The sequence below is a fragment of the Streptomyces sp. M41 genome, assembly GCF_043673425.1.
Taxonomy (GTDB): Bacteria; Actinomycetota; Actinomycetes; order Streptomycetales; family Streptomycetaceae; genus Streptomyces.
In genome coordinates, this window is the sequence record NZ_JBIMKE010000035.1 from 37,544 (window position 1) to 54,273 (window position 16,730).

At 70.9% G+C, this 16,730-nt stretch carries 16 protein-coding genes and 1 tRNA gene; 14 read left to right on the top strand and 3 right to left on the bottom strand.

All coding sequences use genetic code 11. From position 1 onward, the window contains the following. Window positions 1-117 precede the first annotated feature (117 nt). The gene (locus ACHBTE_RS31015; protein WP_394728170.1) at window positions 118-2,898 is read left to right on the top strand and encodes a penicillin acylase family protein; all 2,781 of its coding nucleotides are present in this window, start codon (window positions 118-120) and stop codon (window positions 2,896-2,898) included. A 79-nt stretch (window positions 2,899-2,977) separates the two neighbouring features. On the opposite strand, the gene ACHBTE_RS31020 is transcribed toward ACHBTE_RS31015, so the two are convergent. Continuing rightward, a complete protein-coding gene (locus ACHBTE_RS31020; protein ID WP_394728172.1) occupies window positions 2,978-3,523 on the bottom strand; it encodes a 5-formyltetrahydrofolate cyclo-ligase in 546 nt (181 codons plus the stop codon). A gap of 177 nt (window positions 3,524-3,700) precedes the next feature. On the opposite strand from ACHBTE_RS31020, the gene galU reads away from it, so the two are divergent. The 8 genes from galU (at window position 3,701) to ACHBTE_RS31060 (ending at window position 10,617) form a co-directional block, all read left to right on the top strand. Continuing rightward, entirely contained in the window at window positions 3,701-4,603 is a 903-nt protein-coding gene (gene galU, locus ACHBTE_RS31025) for a UTP--glucose-1-phosphate uridylyltransferase GalU (RefSeq protein ID WP_394728174.1), read from the top strand. Window positions 4,604-4,607: 4 nt separating this feature from the next. Continuing rightward, entirely contained in the window at window positions 4,608-5,930 is a 1,323-nt protein-coding gene (gene glp / locus ACHBTE_RS31030) for a gephyrin-like molybdotransferase Glp (protein WP_394728176.1), read from the top strand. An 86-nt stretch (window positions 5,931-6,016) separates the two neighbouring features. Beyond that, window positions 6,017-6,511, top strand: coding sequence for a cyclic pyranopterin monophosphate synthase MoaC (gene moaC / locus ACHBTE_RS31035; protein ID WP_394728178.1), 495 nt, complete (start codon window positions 6,017-6,019; stop codon window positions 6,509-6,511). Continuing rightward, window positions 6,508-7,008: a molybdenum cofactor biosynthesis protein B gene (locus ACHBTE_RS31040; RefSeq protein WP_394728180.1), complete on the top strand. Its 501-nt coding sequence runs from the start codon at window positions 6,508-6,510 to the stop codon at window positions 7,006-7,008. Before moaC ends, ACHBTE_RS31040 begins: the two co-directional genes overlap by 4 nt. Window positions 7,009-7,028: 20 nt before the next feature. Continuing rightward, window positions 7,029-7,664 (top strand): GNAT family N-acetyltransferase, encoded by a 636-nt coding sequence (locus tag ACHBTE_RS31045; protein ID WP_394728182.1) that lies wholly within the window; start codon window positions 7,029-7,031, stop codon window positions 7,662-7,664. Between the two features lie 198 nt (window positions 7,665-7,862). Then, on the top strand, window positions 7,863-9,116 hold the full coding sequence (glpR, locus tag ACHBTE_RS31050) for a gephyrin-like molybdotransferase receptor GlpR (RefSeq protein ID WP_394728184.1): 1,254 nt from the start codon (window positions 7,863-7,865) through the stop codon (window positions 9,114-9,116). An 87-nt stretch (window positions 9,117-9,203) separates the two neighbouring features. Beyond that, window positions 9,204-9,277 (top strand) — tRNA-Ala (locus ACHBTE_RS31055). A gap of 104 nt (window positions 9,278-9,381) precedes the next feature. Then, on the top strand, window positions 9,382-10,617 hold the full coding sequence (locus ACHBTE_RS31060; protein WP_394728186.1) for an MFS transporter: 1,236 nt from the start codon (window positions 9,382-9,384) through the stop codon (window positions 10,615-10,617). A gap of 12 nt (window positions 10,618-10,629) precedes the next feature. Here the strand turns inward: ACHBTE_RS31060 and ACHBTE_RS31065 are convergent, their stop codons facing one another. Then, window positions 10,630-11,106 carry a GNAT family N-acetyltransferase gene (locus ACHBTE_RS31065; RefSeq protein ID WP_394728188.1) on the bottom strand — a complete coding sequence of 159 codons (477 nt, stop codon included), beginning with the start codon at window positions 11,104-11,106 and terminating at the stop codon, window positions 10,630-10,632. Between the two features lie 56 nt (window positions 11,107-11,162). On the opposite strand from ACHBTE_RS31065, the gene ACHBTE_RS31070 reads away from it, so the two are divergent. Then, complete coding sequence (locus tag ACHBTE_RS31070; RefSeq protein WP_394728190.1) at window positions 11,163-11,987, top strand: exodeoxyribonuclease III; 825 nt, start codon at window positions 11,163-11,165, stop codon at window positions 11,985-11,987. A 223-nt stretch (window positions 11,988-12,210) separates the two neighbouring features. Here ACHBTE_RS31070 and ACHBTE_RS31075 read toward each other — a convergent pair whose 3' ends face one another. Beyond that, the gene (locus ACHBTE_RS31075) at window positions 12,211-12,852 is read right to left on the bottom strand and encodes a MerR family transcriptional regulator (RefSeq protein ID WP_394728192.1); all 642 of its coding nucleotides are present in this window, start codon (window positions 12,850-12,852) and stop codon (window positions 12,211-12,213) included. 132 nt (window positions 12,853-12,984) lie between these two features. Between ACHBTE_RS31075 and ACHBTE_RS31080 the strand changes: the two genes are divergently transcribed. From ACHBTE_RS31080 to ACHBTE_RS31095, 4 genes are all read left to right on the top strand, one after another. Continuing rightward, window positions 12,985-14,511 (top strand): flavin-containing monooxygenase, encoded by a 1,527-nt coding sequence (locus ACHBTE_RS31080; RefSeq protein ID WP_394728194.1) that lies wholly within the window; start codon window positions 12,985-12,987, stop codon window positions 14,509-14,511. Next, the gene (locus ACHBTE_RS31085; protein ID WP_394728196.1) at window positions 14,508-15,464 is read left to right on the top strand and encodes an alpha/beta fold hydrolase; all 957 of its coding nucleotides are present in this window, start codon (window positions 14,508-14,510) and stop codon (window positions 15,462-15,464) included. Before ACHBTE_RS31080 ends, ACHBTE_RS31085 begins: the two co-directional genes overlap by 4 nt. Further along, window positions 15,461-16,345 (top strand): SDR family oxidoreductase, encoded by an 885-nt coding sequence (locus ACHBTE_RS31090; protein ID WP_394728198.1) that lies wholly within the window; start codon window positions 15,461-15,463, stop codon window positions 16,343-16,345. The genes ACHBTE_RS31085 and ACHBTE_RS31090 overlap by 4 nt, the downstream gene beginning before the upstream one ends. An 86-nt stretch (window positions 16,346-16,431) precedes the next feature. Continuing rightward, on the top strand, window positions 16,432-16,650 hold the full coding sequence (locus ACHBTE_RS31095; protein ID WP_394728200.1) for a hypothetical protein: 219 nt from the start codon (window positions 16,432-16,434) through the stop codon (window positions 16,648-16,650). Window positions 16,651-16,730: the final 80 nt, after the last annotated feature.

Consider the following 16,730-nt stretch of genomic DNA (forward strand, 5'->3'; position numbering starts at 1 on the left):
CGTGCTGGTTCACCACTCCGCGTCAAGGGCGAGCGGACCCTGCGCCTATGGTTGCTCCAGCGCTCATTCAAAAGGACAGCCCGCTTTGCCGCTCGCGTTAGGACGTCAAGGACAGCGATGCCCCCGAACACCACCGCCTCCACGGGCCAGCAGCCCGGCAAGTCCGGCAGGAAGAAGGGGCGCAGAGCCCGTCTGATCGTGCTCGTGCTGGTCCTGGCCGTCGTGGCAGGGGTGACCGGCGGGGCGTACTGGTCGATCAGCACCGTGCGTGCCTCCTTCCCGCAGACCAAGGGCTCGATCACGCTCGACGGTCTGTCCGGGCCCGTCGACGTGAAGCGTGACGGTTACGGCATCCCGCAGATCTACGCCTCCTCCGACGCGGACCTGTTCATGGCGCAGGGCTACGTCCAGGCGCAGGACCGCTTCTACGAGATGGACGTACGCCGGCACATGACCTCCGGCCGCCTGTCGGAGATGTTCGGCAAGAGCCAGGTCGACAACGACGAGTTCCTGCGCACCCTCGGCTGGAACCGGATCGCCGAGCAGGAGTACGACAAGACGTTGTCGGCCTCCACCAAGAAGTACCTCCAGGCCTACGCCAAGGGCGTCAACGCCTACCTGGCCGGCAAGGAAGGCAAGGACATCTCCCTGGAGTACGCGGCTCTGGGCTTCACCAACGACTACAAGCCCCAGAAGTGGACCCCGGTCGACTCGATCGCCTGGCTCAAGGCGATGGCCTGGGACCTGCGCGGCAACATGCAGGACGAGATCGACCGCGCCCTGCTGACCAGCCGGCTCGGCCCCAAGGAGATCGCGGATCTCTACCCGCAGTACCCGTACGACCGGAACAAGCCGATCGTCCAGGCGAGCCGGTACGACGCGGCCACCAGGACGGTCCAGCCCAACGGCTCCGCGTCCACCGGCGTGCCGTCCGGCACGAGCGGTACACCCGCCGGTGCGAGCGGCACGGGCGGTACGCCGGGCGGTACCGGCGGCACGGACCTCCAGAGCCAGCTGTCGGGCCTCCAGAAGGTCCTGGACGGCCTCCCCACGGCCGTCGGTGTGAACGGCAACGGCATCGGCTCCAACTCCTGGGTGGTCGCCGGCAAGCACACCATCACCGGCAAACCGCTGCTGGCCAACGACCCCCACCTGTCGGCCTCGCTGCCGTCCGTCTGGTACCAGATGGGCCTGCACTGCCGCTCGGTCTCCGCCGACTGCCAGTTCGACGTCAGCGGCTACACCTTCGCGGGCATGCCCGGCGTGATCATCGGCCACAACCAGGACATCTCCTGGGGCATGACCAACTCCGGCGTCGACGTCACCGACCTCTACCTGGAGAAGCTCTCCGGCGACGGCTATCTGCTCGACGGCAAGACGGTCCCCTTCAAGACGCGCGAGGAGACGATCGACGTCGCCGGCGGCACGTCCAAGAAGATCGTCGTCCGCGAGACGGACAACGGCCCGCTGCTGTCCGACCGCAGCTCCGAGCTGGTGAAGGTCGGCAAGAAGGCCACCGTCGACACCGCCGCCCCCGACCGCGGCGACGGCTACGGCATCTCGCTGCGCTGGACCGCGCTCGACCCGGGCACCTCCATGGACGCCGTCTTCGCCATGGACAAGGCGTCGAACTGGAAGGAGTTCCGCGCCGCGGCGACCCTGTTCGACGTGCCCTCGCAGAACCTGATCTACGCCGACACCAAGGACCACATCGGCTACACGCTGCCCGGAAAGATCCCCACGCGCGCGCAGGGCTACGACGGCTCCGTCCCCGCGCCGGGCTGGGACTCCAAGTCCCGGTGGACCGGTTACATCGACAAGAGCGAGCTGCCCTACGAGTACGACCCGGCCCGCGGCTATGTCGTCACCGCCAACCAGGCCGTGATCGACAAGGACAAGTACCCGTACACGCTCACCACCGACTGGGGCTACGGCGCCCGCAGCCAGCGCATCACCGACCTCATCCAGTCGAAGATCGACGGCGGCGGAAAGATCTCCACCGAGGACATGCGCCAGATGCAGCTCGACAACAGCAGCGAGATCGCCAAGCTGCTCGTGCCGAAGCTGCTGAAGATCGACATCGACGACCAGGACGTGCGCGACGCGCAGGAGCTCCTGGAGGGCTGGGACTACACCCAGGACGCCGATTCCGCGGCGGCTGCCTACTTCAACTCGGTCTGGCGCAACATCCTCAAGCTCGCCTTCGGCAACAAGCTGCCCAAGGAGCTGCGGGTCAAGGGCCAGTGCCTGTGGGTCGACCCCGTCAACACCACCGGCCCCGCCGACGAGGCGAAGAAGGTCCGCGAGTGCGGTGAGCGCGAGGCCGACCAGGCGCAGCCGGACGGCGGCGACCGCTGGTTCGAGGTCGTGCGGCGCCTCATGGACGACGAGAAGAACGACTGGTGGAGCACGCCCAGGTCGGGCACCCGCCCCGGAGCCTCCGACCGCGACCAGCTGTTCGAGCGGGCCATGATCGACGCCCGCTGGGAGCTGACCGCCAAGCTCGGCAAGGACATCGACACCTGGAGCTGGGGCCGGCTGCACCGCCTGTTCCTGAAGAACCAGACCCTCGGCACCGAGGGGCCCGGATTCCTCCAGTACATGCTCAACCGCGGCCCCTGGAAGCTCAGCGGCGGCGAGGGCACGGTCAACGCGACCGGCTGGAACGCCGCGGGCGGCTACGGCGTCGTCTGGGTGCCGTCGATGCGGATGGTGGTCAACCTCGGCGACCTCGACAAGTCGAAGTGGATCAACCTCTCCGGCGCCTCGGGACACGCCTACAACGCCCACTACACCGACCAGACGGACAAGTGGGCCGACGGCGAGCTGCTCGACTGGTCCTTCTCGGACGACGCGGTCGACAAGGGCACCAGCGACACCCTGGTGCTCAGGCCGTGACCCGCTGACGTCACTGACGGCGAACCTCGAAGGGCCCTCCACGCGCGCGTGGAGGGCCCTTCGTATGAGGAGGCGCGGCTCAGGGCTCCCGGAAGCGGCGGACGCCCGAGGGCGTCACGACCGCGTGCACCGGCCGGTCGTGCGGCTCCTCGGGGACGTGCTCGACGACCTCCGCGGCGTACAGCAGCACCACGAGCGAGGGACGGGCACCCGCGCGCTCCAGACGGGCGAGGACACGGTCGTAGGACCCGCCGCCGCGGCCCAGCCGCATGCCGCGCGTGTCGACCGCGAGGCCCGGCAGCAGCACGACGTCGGCCTCCGTCACGGCGTCCGGGCCGAGGCGTTCGCCCGTGGGCTCGAAGAGGGCCATCTTCCCGCCGTGTTGGACCCGGGCCAGGGAGCCCTCCCCGGCGTACCCGCCCCAGTCCAGGTCGTTGTCCGGCAAGAGGGCGGGCAGCAGCACGCGCACGCCCCGCGCGTGCAGCGCGTCGAGCAGCGCGAGCGTGCCGGGTTCGCTCCCTACGGAGACGTACGCCGCCACCGTGCGCGCGTGTGCCAGCTCGGGCAGCTCCATCGCCCGCTCCGCCAGAGCCTCGCCTGACTCCCGCACGTCATCCGCTGTCAACCTGCTTCTCACCGAGAGGAACTCCCGCCGCAACCTCCGCTTGTCAGGCTCGGCCTCGCGTCCGGTGTGACCTTCGTTGTAACTCAAGTCGCTTCCGTACCTTCCAATGTGCTCATATGAGAGCTAATTAACCGGAGCTTCAGATTCCGTCCGAAGGCACCGGATAAGGTTGCGGGCATGACTCAGTCCCACCCTCGGATCAGCAAGGCTGTCATCCCCGCAGCGGGTCTCGGTACCCGCTTCCTGCCGGCCACCAAAGCCACTCCCAAGGAGATGCTGCCGGTCGTCGACAAGCCGGCGATCCAGTACGTGGTCGAAGAGGCGGTCTCGGCCGGCCTCGACGACGTCCTCATGATCACGGGTCGCAACAAGCGCCCCCTCGAGGACCACTTCGACCGCAACTACGAACTCGAGTCCGCCCTGGAGAAGAAGGGCGACGCCGAACGGCTCGCCAAGGTCCAGGAGTCCAGCGACCTCGCCACCATGCACTACGTCCGCCAGGGCGACCCCAGGGGCCTCGGCCACGCCGTCCTGTGCGCCGCCCCGCACGTCGGCCACGAGCCCTTCGCCGTGCTGCTCGGTGACGACCTGATCGACCCGCGCGACCCGCTGCTCAAGCGGATGGTCGAGGTGCAGGAGCAGCGCGGCGGCAGCGTCGTCGCGCTCATGGAGGTCGCCCCCGAGCAGATCCACCTCTACGGCTGCGCGGCCGTAGAGGCGACCGAGGACGGCGACGTCGTGAAGGTCTCGGACCTGGTCGAGAAGCCGGCCGCGGCGGACGCCCCGTCCAACTACGCCATCATCGGGCGCTACGTGCTCGACCCGCACATCTTCGACATACTGCGCAAGACCGAGCCGGGCCGCGGCGGCGAGATCCAGCTCACCGACGCCCTCCAGCAGCTCGCCGCGGACGAGAAGGTCGGCGGCCCGGTGCACGGCGTGGTCTTCAAGGGCCGCCGCTATGACACCGGAGACCGTGGCGACTACCTCCGTGCCATTGTCAGACTCGCGTGCGAACGTGAAGACCTGGGCCCGGACTTCCGGACCTGGCTTCGCAGTTACGTAGCCGAGGAGATGTAGCGAGTTGAGCACCGCCGCGCCCCACCCCGCCGGCCCTGACCAGCTGTGGTCGGTGGAGGAACATCTGGAGGACATCCTCACGACCGTCCGCCCCCTCGACCCCATCGAGCTGCAACTGCTCGACGCCCAGGGCTGCGTCCTGGTCGAGGACGTCACGGTGCCGGTCTCCCTGCCGCCGTTCGACAACAGCTCGATGGACGGGTACGCGGTGCGGGTCACGGATGTCGCGGGCGCGAGCGAGGAGTTCCCTGCCGTCCTGGAGGTCGTCGGGGACGTCGCGGCGGGCCACGCCGAACCGCTCCATGTGGGCCCCGGCCAGGCCGCCCGCATCATGACCGGCGCCCCGCTGCCCCCGGGCGCCGAGACCGTCGTACCGGTCGAGTGGACCGACGGCGGCCTCGGCGAGGGGCCGGTGACCCAGATGCGGGCCCGCAGCCTGGCACCCGAGGCCGCCCGGGGCGATGTGCACGTGTACCGGCCGGCCGAGGCACGCGCGCATGTCCGCGCCAAGGGCAGCGACGTGAAGGCGGGCGACCGGGCGCTCGAAGCCGGCACCGTCCTCGGGCCGCCCCAGATCGCCCTGCTCGCCGCGATCGGACGCGGCACGGTCCGGGTGCGCCCGCGCCCGCGCGTGGTGGTGCTCTCCACCGGCAGCGAACTCGTCCAGCCCGGCGAGAAGCTGGCCGACGGCCAGATCTACGACTCGAACAGCTTCGCCCTCACCGCCGCCGCCCGTGACGCCGGAGCCATCGCCTACCGTGTCGGCGCCGTCGCCGACGACGCCGAGACCTTGCGCTCCACCATCGAGGACCAGCTCGTCCGCGCCGACCTCATGGTCACCACGGGTGGCGTGAGCGTCGGGGCGTACGACGTGGTCAAGGAGGCGCTGTCCCACGTCGGCGACGAGGACGAGGCCGGCAGCGGCGTCGAGTTCCGCAAGCTCGCCATGCAGCCCGGCAAGCCCCAGGGCTTCGGCTCCATCGGCCCCGACCACACCCCGCTGCTCGCGCTCCCGGGCAACCCGGTGTCGTCGTACGTCTCCTTCGAGCTGTTCGTGCGTCCCGCGATCCGCACCCTGATGGGTCTGGAGGACGTCCACCGGCCGCGGATCACCGCGACCCTGACGGCGGACAAGGCGCTGAGCTCGCCCAAGGGGCGCAGACAGTTCCTGCGCGGCGCGTACACCGACGGCGGGGTGCGGCCGGTCGGCGGCACCGGGTCCCATCTGATCGCCGCCCTCGCGCACGCGGACGCGCTGATCGTCGTCCCCGAGGACGTGGAGAGCGTCGAGCCCGGCGCCGAGGTCGAGGTGGTCCTGCTCGGCTGAACCGTGCTGGTTGGCGGTACCGTGTCGCGCACAGCAGGCCCGTGCGCCGCACCGCGACGGGCCCGGACCGGGAGCGCCACACGAGCATGAGCACGCAGGACCGACCTACGCAGGACCGACTCACGCACCTCGACGACGCGGGCGCGGCCCGCATGGTCGACGTATCGGGCAAGGACGTGACCGCGCGCACGGCCCGCGCCAGCGGACGCGTCCTCGTGTCCCCCCGCGTCGTGGAGCTGCTGCGCGGCGAAGGGGTCCCCAAGGGCGACGCCCTGGCCACCGCGCGTATCGCGGGCATCATGGGCGCCAAGCGCACCCCGGATCTGATCCCGCTGTGCCACCCGCTCGCGGTCTCCGGTGTGAAACTGGATCTGTCGGTCGCGGACGACGCCGTGGAGATCGTGGCCACCGTGAAGACCACGGACCGCACGGGCGTCGAGATGGAGGCCCTCACGGCGGTCTCCGTCGCCGCGCTCACCGTGATCGACATGGTGAAGGCCGTCGACAAGGGGGCGATCATCACGGACGTGCGGGTGGAGGAGAAGACGGGCGGCAAGTCGGGCGACTGGAGCCGGGCATGACGTATCGAGCCCTTGTGGTCACCGCCTCCAACCGGGCCGCCGCCGGGATCTACGAGGACAAGGGCGGCCCGCTGATCGCCGACGGCCTCAAGGGCTTCGGGTTCGCGGTCGACGGACCGCAGGTCGTCCCCGACGGCGACCCCGTCGCCGCCGCCCTGCGCGCCGGCGTCGACGCCGGGTACGACGTCATCGTCACCACCGGCGGCACCGGCATCTCGCCCACCGACCGCACACCCGAGGCGACCCGTGAGGTGATCGACCACGAGGTGCCGGGCATCGCGGAGGCCATCCGGGCGTTCGGCAGGGGAAAGGTGCCGACCGCCGCGCTCTCCCGGGGCCTGGCCGGAGTGGCGGGCGCCACCCTGATCGTGAACCTGCCCGGTTCCAGCGGCGGGGTGAAGGACGGACTGGCCGTCCTGGAGCCCCTCCTGATCCACGCCGTCGACCAGCTCCGCGGCGGCGACCACCCCAGACCCAGCAGCGGGGGTGCGAGCTGAACACCCCATCCTGGCCCGTCGTGCTGGGGGACGGCGATGTCGTCCTCCGGCCGATAAAGATGCGCGACCAACGGGCCTGGCGCGAGGTCAACCGGCGCAACCGGGACTGGCTGCGCCCGTGGGAGGCGACGATCCCGCCGCCCACGCCGAGCGGCCCGATCGTGCACCGGCCGACCTACCGCCAGATGGTGCGTCACCTGCGGTCCGAGGCGAACGCCGGCCGGATGCTGCCGTTCGTCATCGAGTACCAGGGGCGGCTGGTGGGGCAGTTGACGGTCGCCGGCATCACCTGGGGGTCGATGTGCTCGGGGCATGTCGGCTACTGGGTGGACGAGGCGGTGGCGGGCCGCGGGGTGATGCCGACCGCCGTGGCGCTCGTCGTGGACCACTGTTTCCGTACCGTCGGTCTGCACCGCATCGAGGTCTGCATTCGCCCCGAGAACGTGCCCAGCCGGCGGGTCGTGGAGAAACTCGGATTCCGCGAGGAGGGGCTGCGCCCGCGTTATCTGCACATCGACGGCGCCTGGCGCGACCATCTCGTCTTCGCGCTCACGGCGGAAGAGGTGCCGGAGGGGTTGCTGGGCCGCTGGCACCGGGCACGCTCCCAGCAGGTGCCGGGGACGAAGCCGCAGAACACCCAGGGGAATCCCGCGTAGTCCGGAATCCCGCCCCGGGAAATTGAATAAGTGTTCGAAATTGATCGGCCGATGACCGGCTCAGGGCATTAAATTCGCGGCCTCGGAGGGCTGCTGATCGCATCGGTCACAAAAAAAGTTCGAAATATCAGCCAGATCGTGCGACACACCGGCTCAATTGGCAGATGGCCTCACGCAAACCCCTCTACCGTGTGAGACGTGAGCAGCAGCGGCCTCATCTACGCAGTCATTGTCGGGGCCTGGGCCGCCTACTTGGTGCCGATGTGGCTCCGTAGGCAGGACGAGCTGAACGAGGCCCGTCCGACGGAACGCTTCAGCACAGCCATCCGGTTGCTGTCCGGACGGGCGGGGATGGAGCGCCGGTACGCCAAGGACCTGCGCGCGCGCTCCACCGACGAGGGGGAGCCCAGCGCCGATGACCCGGGCGACGTCACCGAGTCGGTGGACGTCCGGGCCTTCGCCGTACCCCCGACCCGTCCGCAGACCCAGGCGGCGGTCCAGGCGCAGGCGTCCGAGCCCGGGTCCGAACCGGCACCGGAACGCGGCGGCGCCCACGCCCCCGACCAGAGCCCCGGCCCCGCGCGCAACGAACGCAAGCGGGTGCCCGCCGCCCGCCGCGCCCCCTCCTCGGAGGCGGCTGCGGCACGGGCCCGGCGCACCAAGGTGCTCGCGCGCCGACGGCGCACCACCATGATGCTCTTCCTCGCCTTCACCGCCGGCGCGATCGTCGCCGCGATCGGCGGGCTCGCGTTCCTGTGGGCGCCCGGCGTTCCCGCCGTGCTGCTCAGCGGGTACATCGCGTATCTGCGCAGCCAGGAGCGCCGCCGCTTCGCCTACCAGATGGACCGGCGCCAGGCCGAGGCCGCCGCGCAGCGGCTGCGCGAGCACGCCCGGTCGCGCCGGCGCGGCCCGGCCGACGGCGGTGACGGCGGTGACGAGACCGACGAGGGGCCCGAACCAGGCACCGAGACCGGGCTGTCCGCGCTCGCCGCGGACCGGCGCGCCCTCGTCGAGCAGACCGATCACGCCGAGTGGGTCGACCAGCAGCGCGAGCGGCAGCGCCGGCCCGGCCACGGGGACAGCTGGGACCCGGTACCAGTGCCGCTGCCGACGTATGTCACCGCACCGGTCGCTCCGCGGGCCACCGCCGACGTGGATCTCGGGGCGCCGGACGCATGGAGCTCGGCGCGGTCCAGTGCCGTCGCGCACGACCGGGAGACGGGCGTGGACGCCGGGGACGGCACCGCGCGGGGCGCGGGCCCGGCGGACGCCGCCGGCGGCGAGGAGCGGCCCCCCGGCAGTGGCCGCACAGACGCCCTGCCGCAGGCCCGCAACCGCTCGCGCGGAGCGAACCCGTCCGCCGCCTCCGCCCGCCGGGCCCGCGAGCGAGGCCGTACGCCGCTGTTCGACCAGTACGAGGACGGCGACCGGCCACGAGCGGCGAACGAGTAGCCGAGGGTCCCCTGGCAGGAGCCCTGGCCGACCGGAAACGGATTTTTGAGCAGGCCGATCGGGGTGCTAAAGTTTCACTCGTTGCAAGGGCCTGTGGCGCAGTCCGGTAGCGCACCTCGTTCGCATCGAGGGGGCCAGGGGTTCAAATCCCCTCAGGTCCACCGCAACAACTCTCCGGGGAAACCTGGGGTGTTGGAAAGATCCCGTCCGATCGGTTGATCGGGCGGGATCTTTTGTGTCCACAGGGCCGGGGGTTGTGGGGGGCATGGAGAAGGTCGCAGCAGACTTACCGGTGGCCCGCTCGGCCCCCCTGCGCAGCGCGGCCTTCCGGCGCTACCTGTCGGCCAACCTCGTCTCCGCCACCGGGTCCGCCATGGCGCCCCTCGCGCTCGCCTACTCCGTGATCGGGGAGGGCGGCGGCGCCGGGGACCTCGGGCTGGTACTGGCCACCAACACCGTGCCGACCATCCTGTTCCTCCTCGTCGGCGGAGTGCTCGCGGACCGGCTGTCCCGCAGCCGGATGCTGTTCCTCGGCAATCTCGTGGCCGCCGTCGCACAGGGCATGCTCGCTGTGATCGTCGCCACAGGACAGGCGTCGACGGCCTCCATCGCGGCCTGCGGCTTCGTGTCGGGGACCGCGATGGCCTTCACCGTGCCCGCCGCCCAGGGCGCGGTGGGCCAGATCGTCCCCGCGGAGCAGCTGCAGCAGGCCAACGCCCTGCTCAGGCTGCCGGGCAACGCGGTCAAGGTGCTCGGACCGGCGGCCGGCGGTGCCGTCGTCGCCGTCAGCGGGCCCGCCTGGGCGCTGGCCTGGGACGCGCTGACGTTCGCCGTGGCCGCCGTACTGCTGCTCGGGCTGCGGCTGGACGCGCCCGTCACCCTCACCAGTGCGCTCGGTGATCTGCGCGAGGGCTGGAGCGGCTTCTGGGCGCGGACCTGGCTGTGGACCTACACGGCGGCCGGAACCGTCCTCGTCGCCGCCTGGCTGGCGGGGTATCAGCTCCTCGGCCCCGTCGTCACCGCCCGGCACTACGCCGGGGCCCGGGACTGGGGCCTCGTGCAGGCCGCGTTCGCCGCCGGACTGCTGGCCGGGACGGTGGTGTGTCTACGCTGGCGGCCGTACCGGCTGCTCACGGTGGCCGTCGTGTCCTGTCTGCCGCTCGCCGCGCCGCTGCTCGCCCTCGGGGCGCAACTGTCCCTGCCCTGGGTGATGTCGGCCACCTTCCTCGCGGGGATCGGGCTGGACGTGACGATCGTGGCGTGGGGAACCGCCTTCCAGCAGCATGTGCCGCAGGGCGAGTTGGGGCGTATGAGCGCGTTCAACAGCGTCGGCGAACGGCTCGCCATCCCCCTCGGCTATCTGCTGACCGCCTTCGCGGCCGGGGTGTGGGACGAGCGGACCGTGCTGGTGGCGTGCGCGGGCCTGGTCGTCGCCGCCGTGATCCTCAACCTGTGTGTGCCGGACGTGTATCGCATCAACCGGCGTGCGGGTCAGGGCTGACGCCGGGGCCGGTCACAGCGTCTTGGCGTAACACAGGCTCAGCTCGTGGAAGCGGTAATAGCCGAATTTCGCGCACGGCTCGTACCCGCTGGACGTGTACAGCGCCACCGCCTCCGGCTGCTTGGCGCCGGTCTCCAGCACCATGCGTCTGCGGCCCGCCGCCCGCGCGTCCTCCTCCAGCGCGGCCAGGATCCGCCGGGCGAGGCCCCGCCCACGCATCTCCTCCACGACATACATCCGCTTCAGCTCGGCATCCCCGTCCGCGTTGCCCTCGCCGTTCTCGTCCTGGGCGCGCCAGCCGCCGGAGGCGACGGGGGAGCCGAGCGGGTCGTACGCGATCAGGTACAGCCCGTTGGGCGGCGCGAAGTCCGTGGGGGCGAGCGGGGTGGCGTCGCCGCCGTCGCCGTAGCGGACGCCGTACTCCGCCTGGACCTGGTCGTTGAGCTTGACGGCGTCGGGGTGATCGAAGGCGATGCGGCGTATGTTCATGCTGATTACCGTATATCAATTCACTTCGGGAGGGGTCCAGAACCGGACCCGTTCCAGTGTGCCGGTATCGTGCCCGGGTGCTCACTGTGACCTCTGTGAATGTGAACGGGCTGCGCGCCGCCGCGAAGAAGGGCTTCGTGGAGTGGCTCGCCGGGACCGAGGCCGACGTGCTGTGCCTCCAGGAGGTCCGCGCCGAGCCGCAGCAACTGCCCGAGCAGGTCCGTGAGCCCGAAGGCTGGCACGTCGTGCACGCCCCCGCCGCCGCGAAGGGCCGGGCCGGCGTCTCCCTCTACACCCGCCGGGAGCCCGACCGGGTCCAGGTCGGCTTCGGGTCTAGTGAGTTCGACAACAGCGGCCGATACGTCGAGGCCGACCTGCCCGGTGTGACGGTCGCCTCCCTCTACCTCCCCTCCGGCGAGGTCGGCACCGCACGACAGGAGGAGAAGGACCGCTTCATGGGCGAGTTCCTCCCCTACCTCAAGGGCCTGCGCGAGCGCGCCGCCGCCGACGGCCGCGAGGTCGTCGTCTGCGGCGACTGGAACATCGCTCACCAGCGGGCCGACCTGAAGAACTGGCGCGGCAACACCAAGAACTCCGGCTTCCTGCCGGAGGAACGCGAGTGGCTCTCCCGAGTGCTCGACCCGGCCGACGGCGGCTACGTCGACGTCGTGCGGGCGCTGCATCCGGACGTGGAGGGGCCGTACTCGTGGTGGTCGTATCGGGGGCGGGCCTTCGAGCGGGATACAGGTTGGAGGATCGATCTCGCCGTGGCGACCCCGGGTCTTGCAGAGAGGGCCGTGAAGGCATCGGTGGAGCGGGCTGCCACCCATGACGAGCGGTGGTCGGATCACGCTCCGGTGACGGTCGTCTTCGACAGGTGACACGGGGGTGTGCCCCCTGGCACACCCCCGAGCGGACCGTGCAGGTCAGGGGAGGGACTCGACCATGCAGGCGAGGCGCGATGTGTCAGGTCCGGCCGGCCGCTCCCTTCCGCCCCCCGACCGACCCTTGGCGACCAGGACGCGAACGCCGTCCCTGTTGTGTACCCGGTGGCCCATCAGTACAGGCTCGTCGGACAGTTAAGTCTTCGAGTGTTCGCGGCCGTCAGTCCCGCTTGCGCAGCCGTCGGTCCAAGGCCAGGGAGAGTTCTGCCTCGACCACGCTGCGGGCCAGGGGGCGCAGGCGGTGGAGGTCGTCCTCGCCGGTGTGGCGCAGGACCAGGTCGGCGAACATCTCGGCCAGGTCGTCGACGTGCCGGCGGACCTGTTTGCCGGCGGCCAGGACCTCCGCGAGGGGGATGCCCTCGCGGACCAGGGCCGAGGAGACGTCCAGCAGGCGGCGGCTGATGTGGACGATCTCGTCGCCGTCGGTGCCGAGGTAGCCGAGTTCCAGGGCGGCGGCGAGGTTCTCGGGGGTGACCTGGCCCTCGAAGCGGGCGGCGAGTTCCTCGGGGGTGAGGCGGACCGGCTCCTCCTCGGTGGGGGTGACGCCGAGGACGTCGGCGACGTCGCGGCCGTTGTCGAGGGCCTCCGCGAGTTCGGCGATGCCGGTGAGGGTGTGGCCGCGCTCCAGCAGGGCCGCGATCGTGCGCAGGCGGGCCAGGTGGTGGTCGTCGTACCAGGCGATGCGGCCTTCGCGGCGTGGGGGTGGGATCAGCTTGCGTTCGCGGTAGAAGCGCAGGGTGCGCACCGTGATGCCGGCCAGGCGGGCCAGTTCCTCCATGCGGTATTCACGCTTCTCGGTCACCTGGGCACCCTAATTCGTACCGGGGGTAACTTTCCTCGGCCGGCCCCCTACCGGTCGGTACGGTCCTCCTCTACTCTCCCATTGCGCCAGTGTTCACTGGCGTGGTTCCGGGTGGAGCAGGGAGGCACAGGCATGGCCGAACGCGAACATGTGCGGGTCGCGGTGGTCGGGTCCGGGTTCGGCGGGCTGGGAGCCGCCGTACGGCTGCGGCGCGAGGGAATCACCGACTTCGTCGTCCTGGAACGGGCCGGCAGCGTGGGCGGCACCTGGCGGGACAACAGCTATCCGGGATGCGCGTGCGATGTGCCGTCCCATCTGTACTCGTTCTCGTTCGCGCCCCATCCCGACTGGCCGCGCACCTTCTCCGGTCAGGAGCACATCCGCGCCTACCTGGAACACGTCACGGACACCTTCGGGCTGCGCCCCCACATCCGCTTCGACTCGGAGGTGAAGCGGATGACCTGGAACGGCGAGCGGCTGTGCTGGGACATCGAGACCAGCAGCGGGGAGCTGTCGGCCGACCTCGTGGTCTCCGCGACCGGGCCGCTGTCGGACCCCAAGGTCCCGGACATCCCCGGGCTCGACTCCTTCCCGGGCAAGGTCTTCCACTCCGCCCGCTGGGACCACGACTACGACCTGCGCGGCAAGCGCGTCGCCATGGTCGGCACCGGCGCCTCCGCCATCCAGATCGTGCCGTCCATCCAGCCCGACGTCGAGCGGCTCACTCTCTTCCAGCGGACGCCGCCGTGGGTCATGCCCCGCATGGACCGTGCCATCAGCGGCGCCGAGCGCTCCCTGCACCGGGCCCTGCCGGTCACCGCGCAGCTCCGCCGCGGACTGCTGTGGGGCATCCGGGAGTTGCAGGTCCAGGCGTTCACCAAGCGGCCCGAGGAGCTCGGTCTGGTCGAGCGGCTCGCCAAGCGCAACATGGCTCGCGCCATCAAGGACCCGGCCCTGCGCGCCAAGCTGACGCCCGACTATCGCATCGGGTGCAAGCGGATCCTGCTGAGCAGCGAGTACTACCCCGCCCTCGCCCGGCCGAACGTGGACGTGGTGGCCAGTGGGCTCAGCGAGATCCGGGGTTCGACCGTCGTCGCCGCCGACGGCAGCGAGGCCGAGGTCGACGCGATCGTCTTCGGCACCGGGTTCCATGTCACCGACATGCCGATCGCCGACCGGGTCGTGGGCGCCGAGGGCAGGACGCTCGCCGAGGTGTGGAAGGGCGGGATGGAAGCGCTGCGGGGTGCCTCCGCGGCCGGGTTCCCGAACTGGATGACGATCATCGGGCCCAACACGGGTCTCGGGAACTCGTCGATGATCCTGATGATCGAGTCCCAGCTGAACTACCTGGCCGACTTCGTACGGCAGTTGGACGTCCTCGGCGGCCGGGTGGCGCTGGACGCGCGGCCGAGTGCCGTGCACGCCTGGAACCGGCGGGTCCAGGAACGCATGAAGCGGACCGTGTGGAACACCGGCGGGTGCACCAGCTGGTACCTGGACGCGGCCGGCCGCAACACCACCATCTGGCCCGGCACGACGACCGAGTTCCGGCGGGCCACGCGGCGCGTCGACCTGTCGGAGTACGCCGTGGTCCGGGCCGCCGCCGCAGAGGACGAGCAGGGCCGGCAGGGCCTGGAGAGCAGCGAGGTGACCGCGTGAGCCGTCTGATGCATGTGAAGTCCGGGCCGTACGCCCCGCCCGCCGCGGCCCGTGAGCTGACGGCCGTCTCCGCCGACGGCGCCCGGCTGCACGTGGAGGTGCACGGCCCCGAGGGCGCGCCCACCGTGGTCCTCGCACACGGCTGGACCTGCTCGACCGCCTTCTGGGCGGCGCAGATACGCGAGCTCGCCGTCGACCACCGGGTCGTCGCCTACGACCAGCGCGGCCACGGACGCAGCCCGGCGAGCCCGGTGTGCAGCACCGACACACTCGCCGACGACCTCGAAGCCGTACTGAAGGAGACCCTCGCACCCGGCGAACGGGCCGTGCTCGTCGGGCACTCCATGGGCGGCATGACGGTGCTGGCGGCTGCACCGCGCCCTGCGGTGCGGGAGCGGACGGCGGCGGTCCTGCTGTGCAGCACGGGCGCCTCGCGGCTGGTCGCCGAGTCGACGGTCGTACCGATACGGCCGGGACGGCTGCGGACCTGGCTGACCAAGCACATCCTCGGATCGAGGGCGCCGCTCGGTCCGGTCACCCCGGTCGCCCGGGCGATCCTCAAGTACGCGACGATGGGTCCCGGCTCGGCCCCACACATGGTCGAGGCCTGCGCGCGGATCGTGCACGCGTGTCCGCGCAAGGTGCGCCACACCTGGTCGCAGGTGCTCGACCTGCTCGATCTCGACCATGGCGTACGGGAGTTGACCGCGCCGACCGCGGTGATCGTGGGGACGGGCGACCGCCTGACCCCGCCGGTGCACGCGCGCTCACTGGCCGCCGCGCTGCCCAACTGCCTCGGCGTCACCGAGCTCTCCGGACTCGGGCACATGACACCGGTCGAGGCACCCGAGGCGGTGACCGGGCGGATACGGGAGCTCGTCAGGACGTACGCCCGAGACGGCCGGGCGCAGCAGCAGACCGACACGTACACGCAGGTGAAGGAGGGCGCATGAGCAGGGTGAGCCTCGAAGGACAGGTCGCCGTCGTGACCGGGGCGGCGCGGGGGGTCGGTGAGCTGCTCGCCCGCAAGCTCTCCGCGCGGGGCGCGAAGGTGGCGCTCGTCGGGCTGGAGCCGGACGCCCTGAAGCAGGTCTGCGAGCGGCTGCACGGTGACAGCGGCCACTGGTACGCCGACGTGACGGATCACGAGGCGATGGCGCGGGTGGCGCGGGAGGTCAAGGAGCGGTTCGGGAAGGTCGACATCGTCGTCGCCAACGCGGGTGTCGCGGCCGGCGGTCCGTTCGTGGACTCCGATCCGGAGGCGTGGCGGCGGGTCATCGAGGTCAATCTGATCGGATCGGCCGTGACGGCACGGGCGTTCCTGCCGGTGCTGATGGAGAGCCGGGGGTATCTGCTTCAGATCGCCTCGCTCGCGGCGATCACTCCGGCGCCGATGATGACGGCGTACTGCGCGTCGAAGTCGGGTGTGGAGGCGTACGCGCACAGTCTGCGGGCCGAAGTCGGCTACAGGGGCGTGCGGGTGGGGGTCGGGTATCTGTCCTGGACCGACACCGACATGGTGCGGGGCGCCGATCAGGACGACGTCATGCGGGAGTTGAGGAAGCGGCTGCCGTGGCCGTCGAACAAGACCTATCCGCTGGGGCCGGCGGTCGACCGGATCGTGGCGGGGATCGAGCGGCGTTCCAGCCATGTGTACGGGCAGTGGTGGCTGCGCGGGATGCAGGGGGTGCGCGGGTATCTGCCGGGGCTCATCGGGACCGTGGGGCAGCGGGAGATGCGGCGGTTCGCGGACCGGCTGGAGGGGATGCGGACCGGGCTGGTCGGTGCGGGCGGCGCCGCCGATGAGCAGGAGCGTATTACGCGGCGTAACTGATCGACATGCGCAGGGTTATCGCCCGTGTGAATCTGGTCGAGGCCCCAGCGAGGGGCCGATCCCACCCACTACGGGAGTGAACCCACATGGGCATGAAGGACCAGTTCAAGGAGAAGTCCGAGCAGCTCCAGGAGCGTGCGCGTCAGCACGGTCAGCAGGACCGGGAGCGCCCGCAGGGGCAGCCGGAGCGGGGCCGCCCGCAGGGGCAGCCGGAGCGGGGCCGTCCGCAGCGTCCGCAGCGCGAGGAGCAGCCCGACCGCATGCGTGAGGACGAGGAGCGCTTCGACCACGACTACGACCGGTAGTCAGTCGGTTCGCTGAGAACGCGGGGTGCCCCCTGGTTGGTGGGTGCCCCGCGTTCGTGCTTTGCGGGGGGACGTTGTCG

Bases quoted from the DNA above. Each gene is read 5' to 3' on its own strand.
- ACHBTE_RS31015 (WP_394728170.1), top strand. From the start codon at position 118: ATGCCCCCGAACACCACCGCCTCCACGGGCCAGCAGCCCGGCAAGTCC.
- galU (WP_394728174.1), top strand. From the start codon at position 3,701: ATGACTCAGTCCCACCCTCGGATCAGCAAGGCTGTCATCCCCGCAGCG.
- moaC (WP_394728178.1), top strand. From the start codon at position 6,017: ATGAGCACGCAGGACCGACCTACGCAGGACCGACTCACGCACCTCGAC.
- ACHBTE_RS31040 (WP_394728180.1), top strand. From the start codon at position 6,508: ATGACGTATCGAGCCCTTGTGGTCACCGCCTCCAACCGGGCCGCCGCC.
- ACHBTE_RS31060 (WP_394728186.1), top strand. From the start codon at position 9,382: ATGGAGAAGGTCGCAGCAGACTTACCGGTGGCCCGCTCGGCCCCCCTG.
- ACHBTE_RS31065 (WP_394728188.1), bottom strand. From the start codon at position 11,106: ATGAACATACGCCGCATCGCCTTCGATCACCCCGACGCCGTCAAGCTC.
- ACHBTE_RS31080 (WP_394728194.1), top strand. From the start codon at position 12,985: ATGGCCGAACGCGAACATGTGCGGGTCGCGGTGGTCGGGTCCGGGTTC.
- ACHBTE_RS31090 (WP_394728198.1), top strand. From the start codon at position 15,461: ATGAGCAGGGTGAGCCTCGAAGGACAGGTCGCCGTCGTGACCGGGGCG.
- ACHBTE_RS31095 (WP_394728200.1), top strand. From the start codon at position 16,432: ATGGGCATGAAGGACCAGTTCAAGGAGAAGTCCGAGCAGCTCCAGGAG.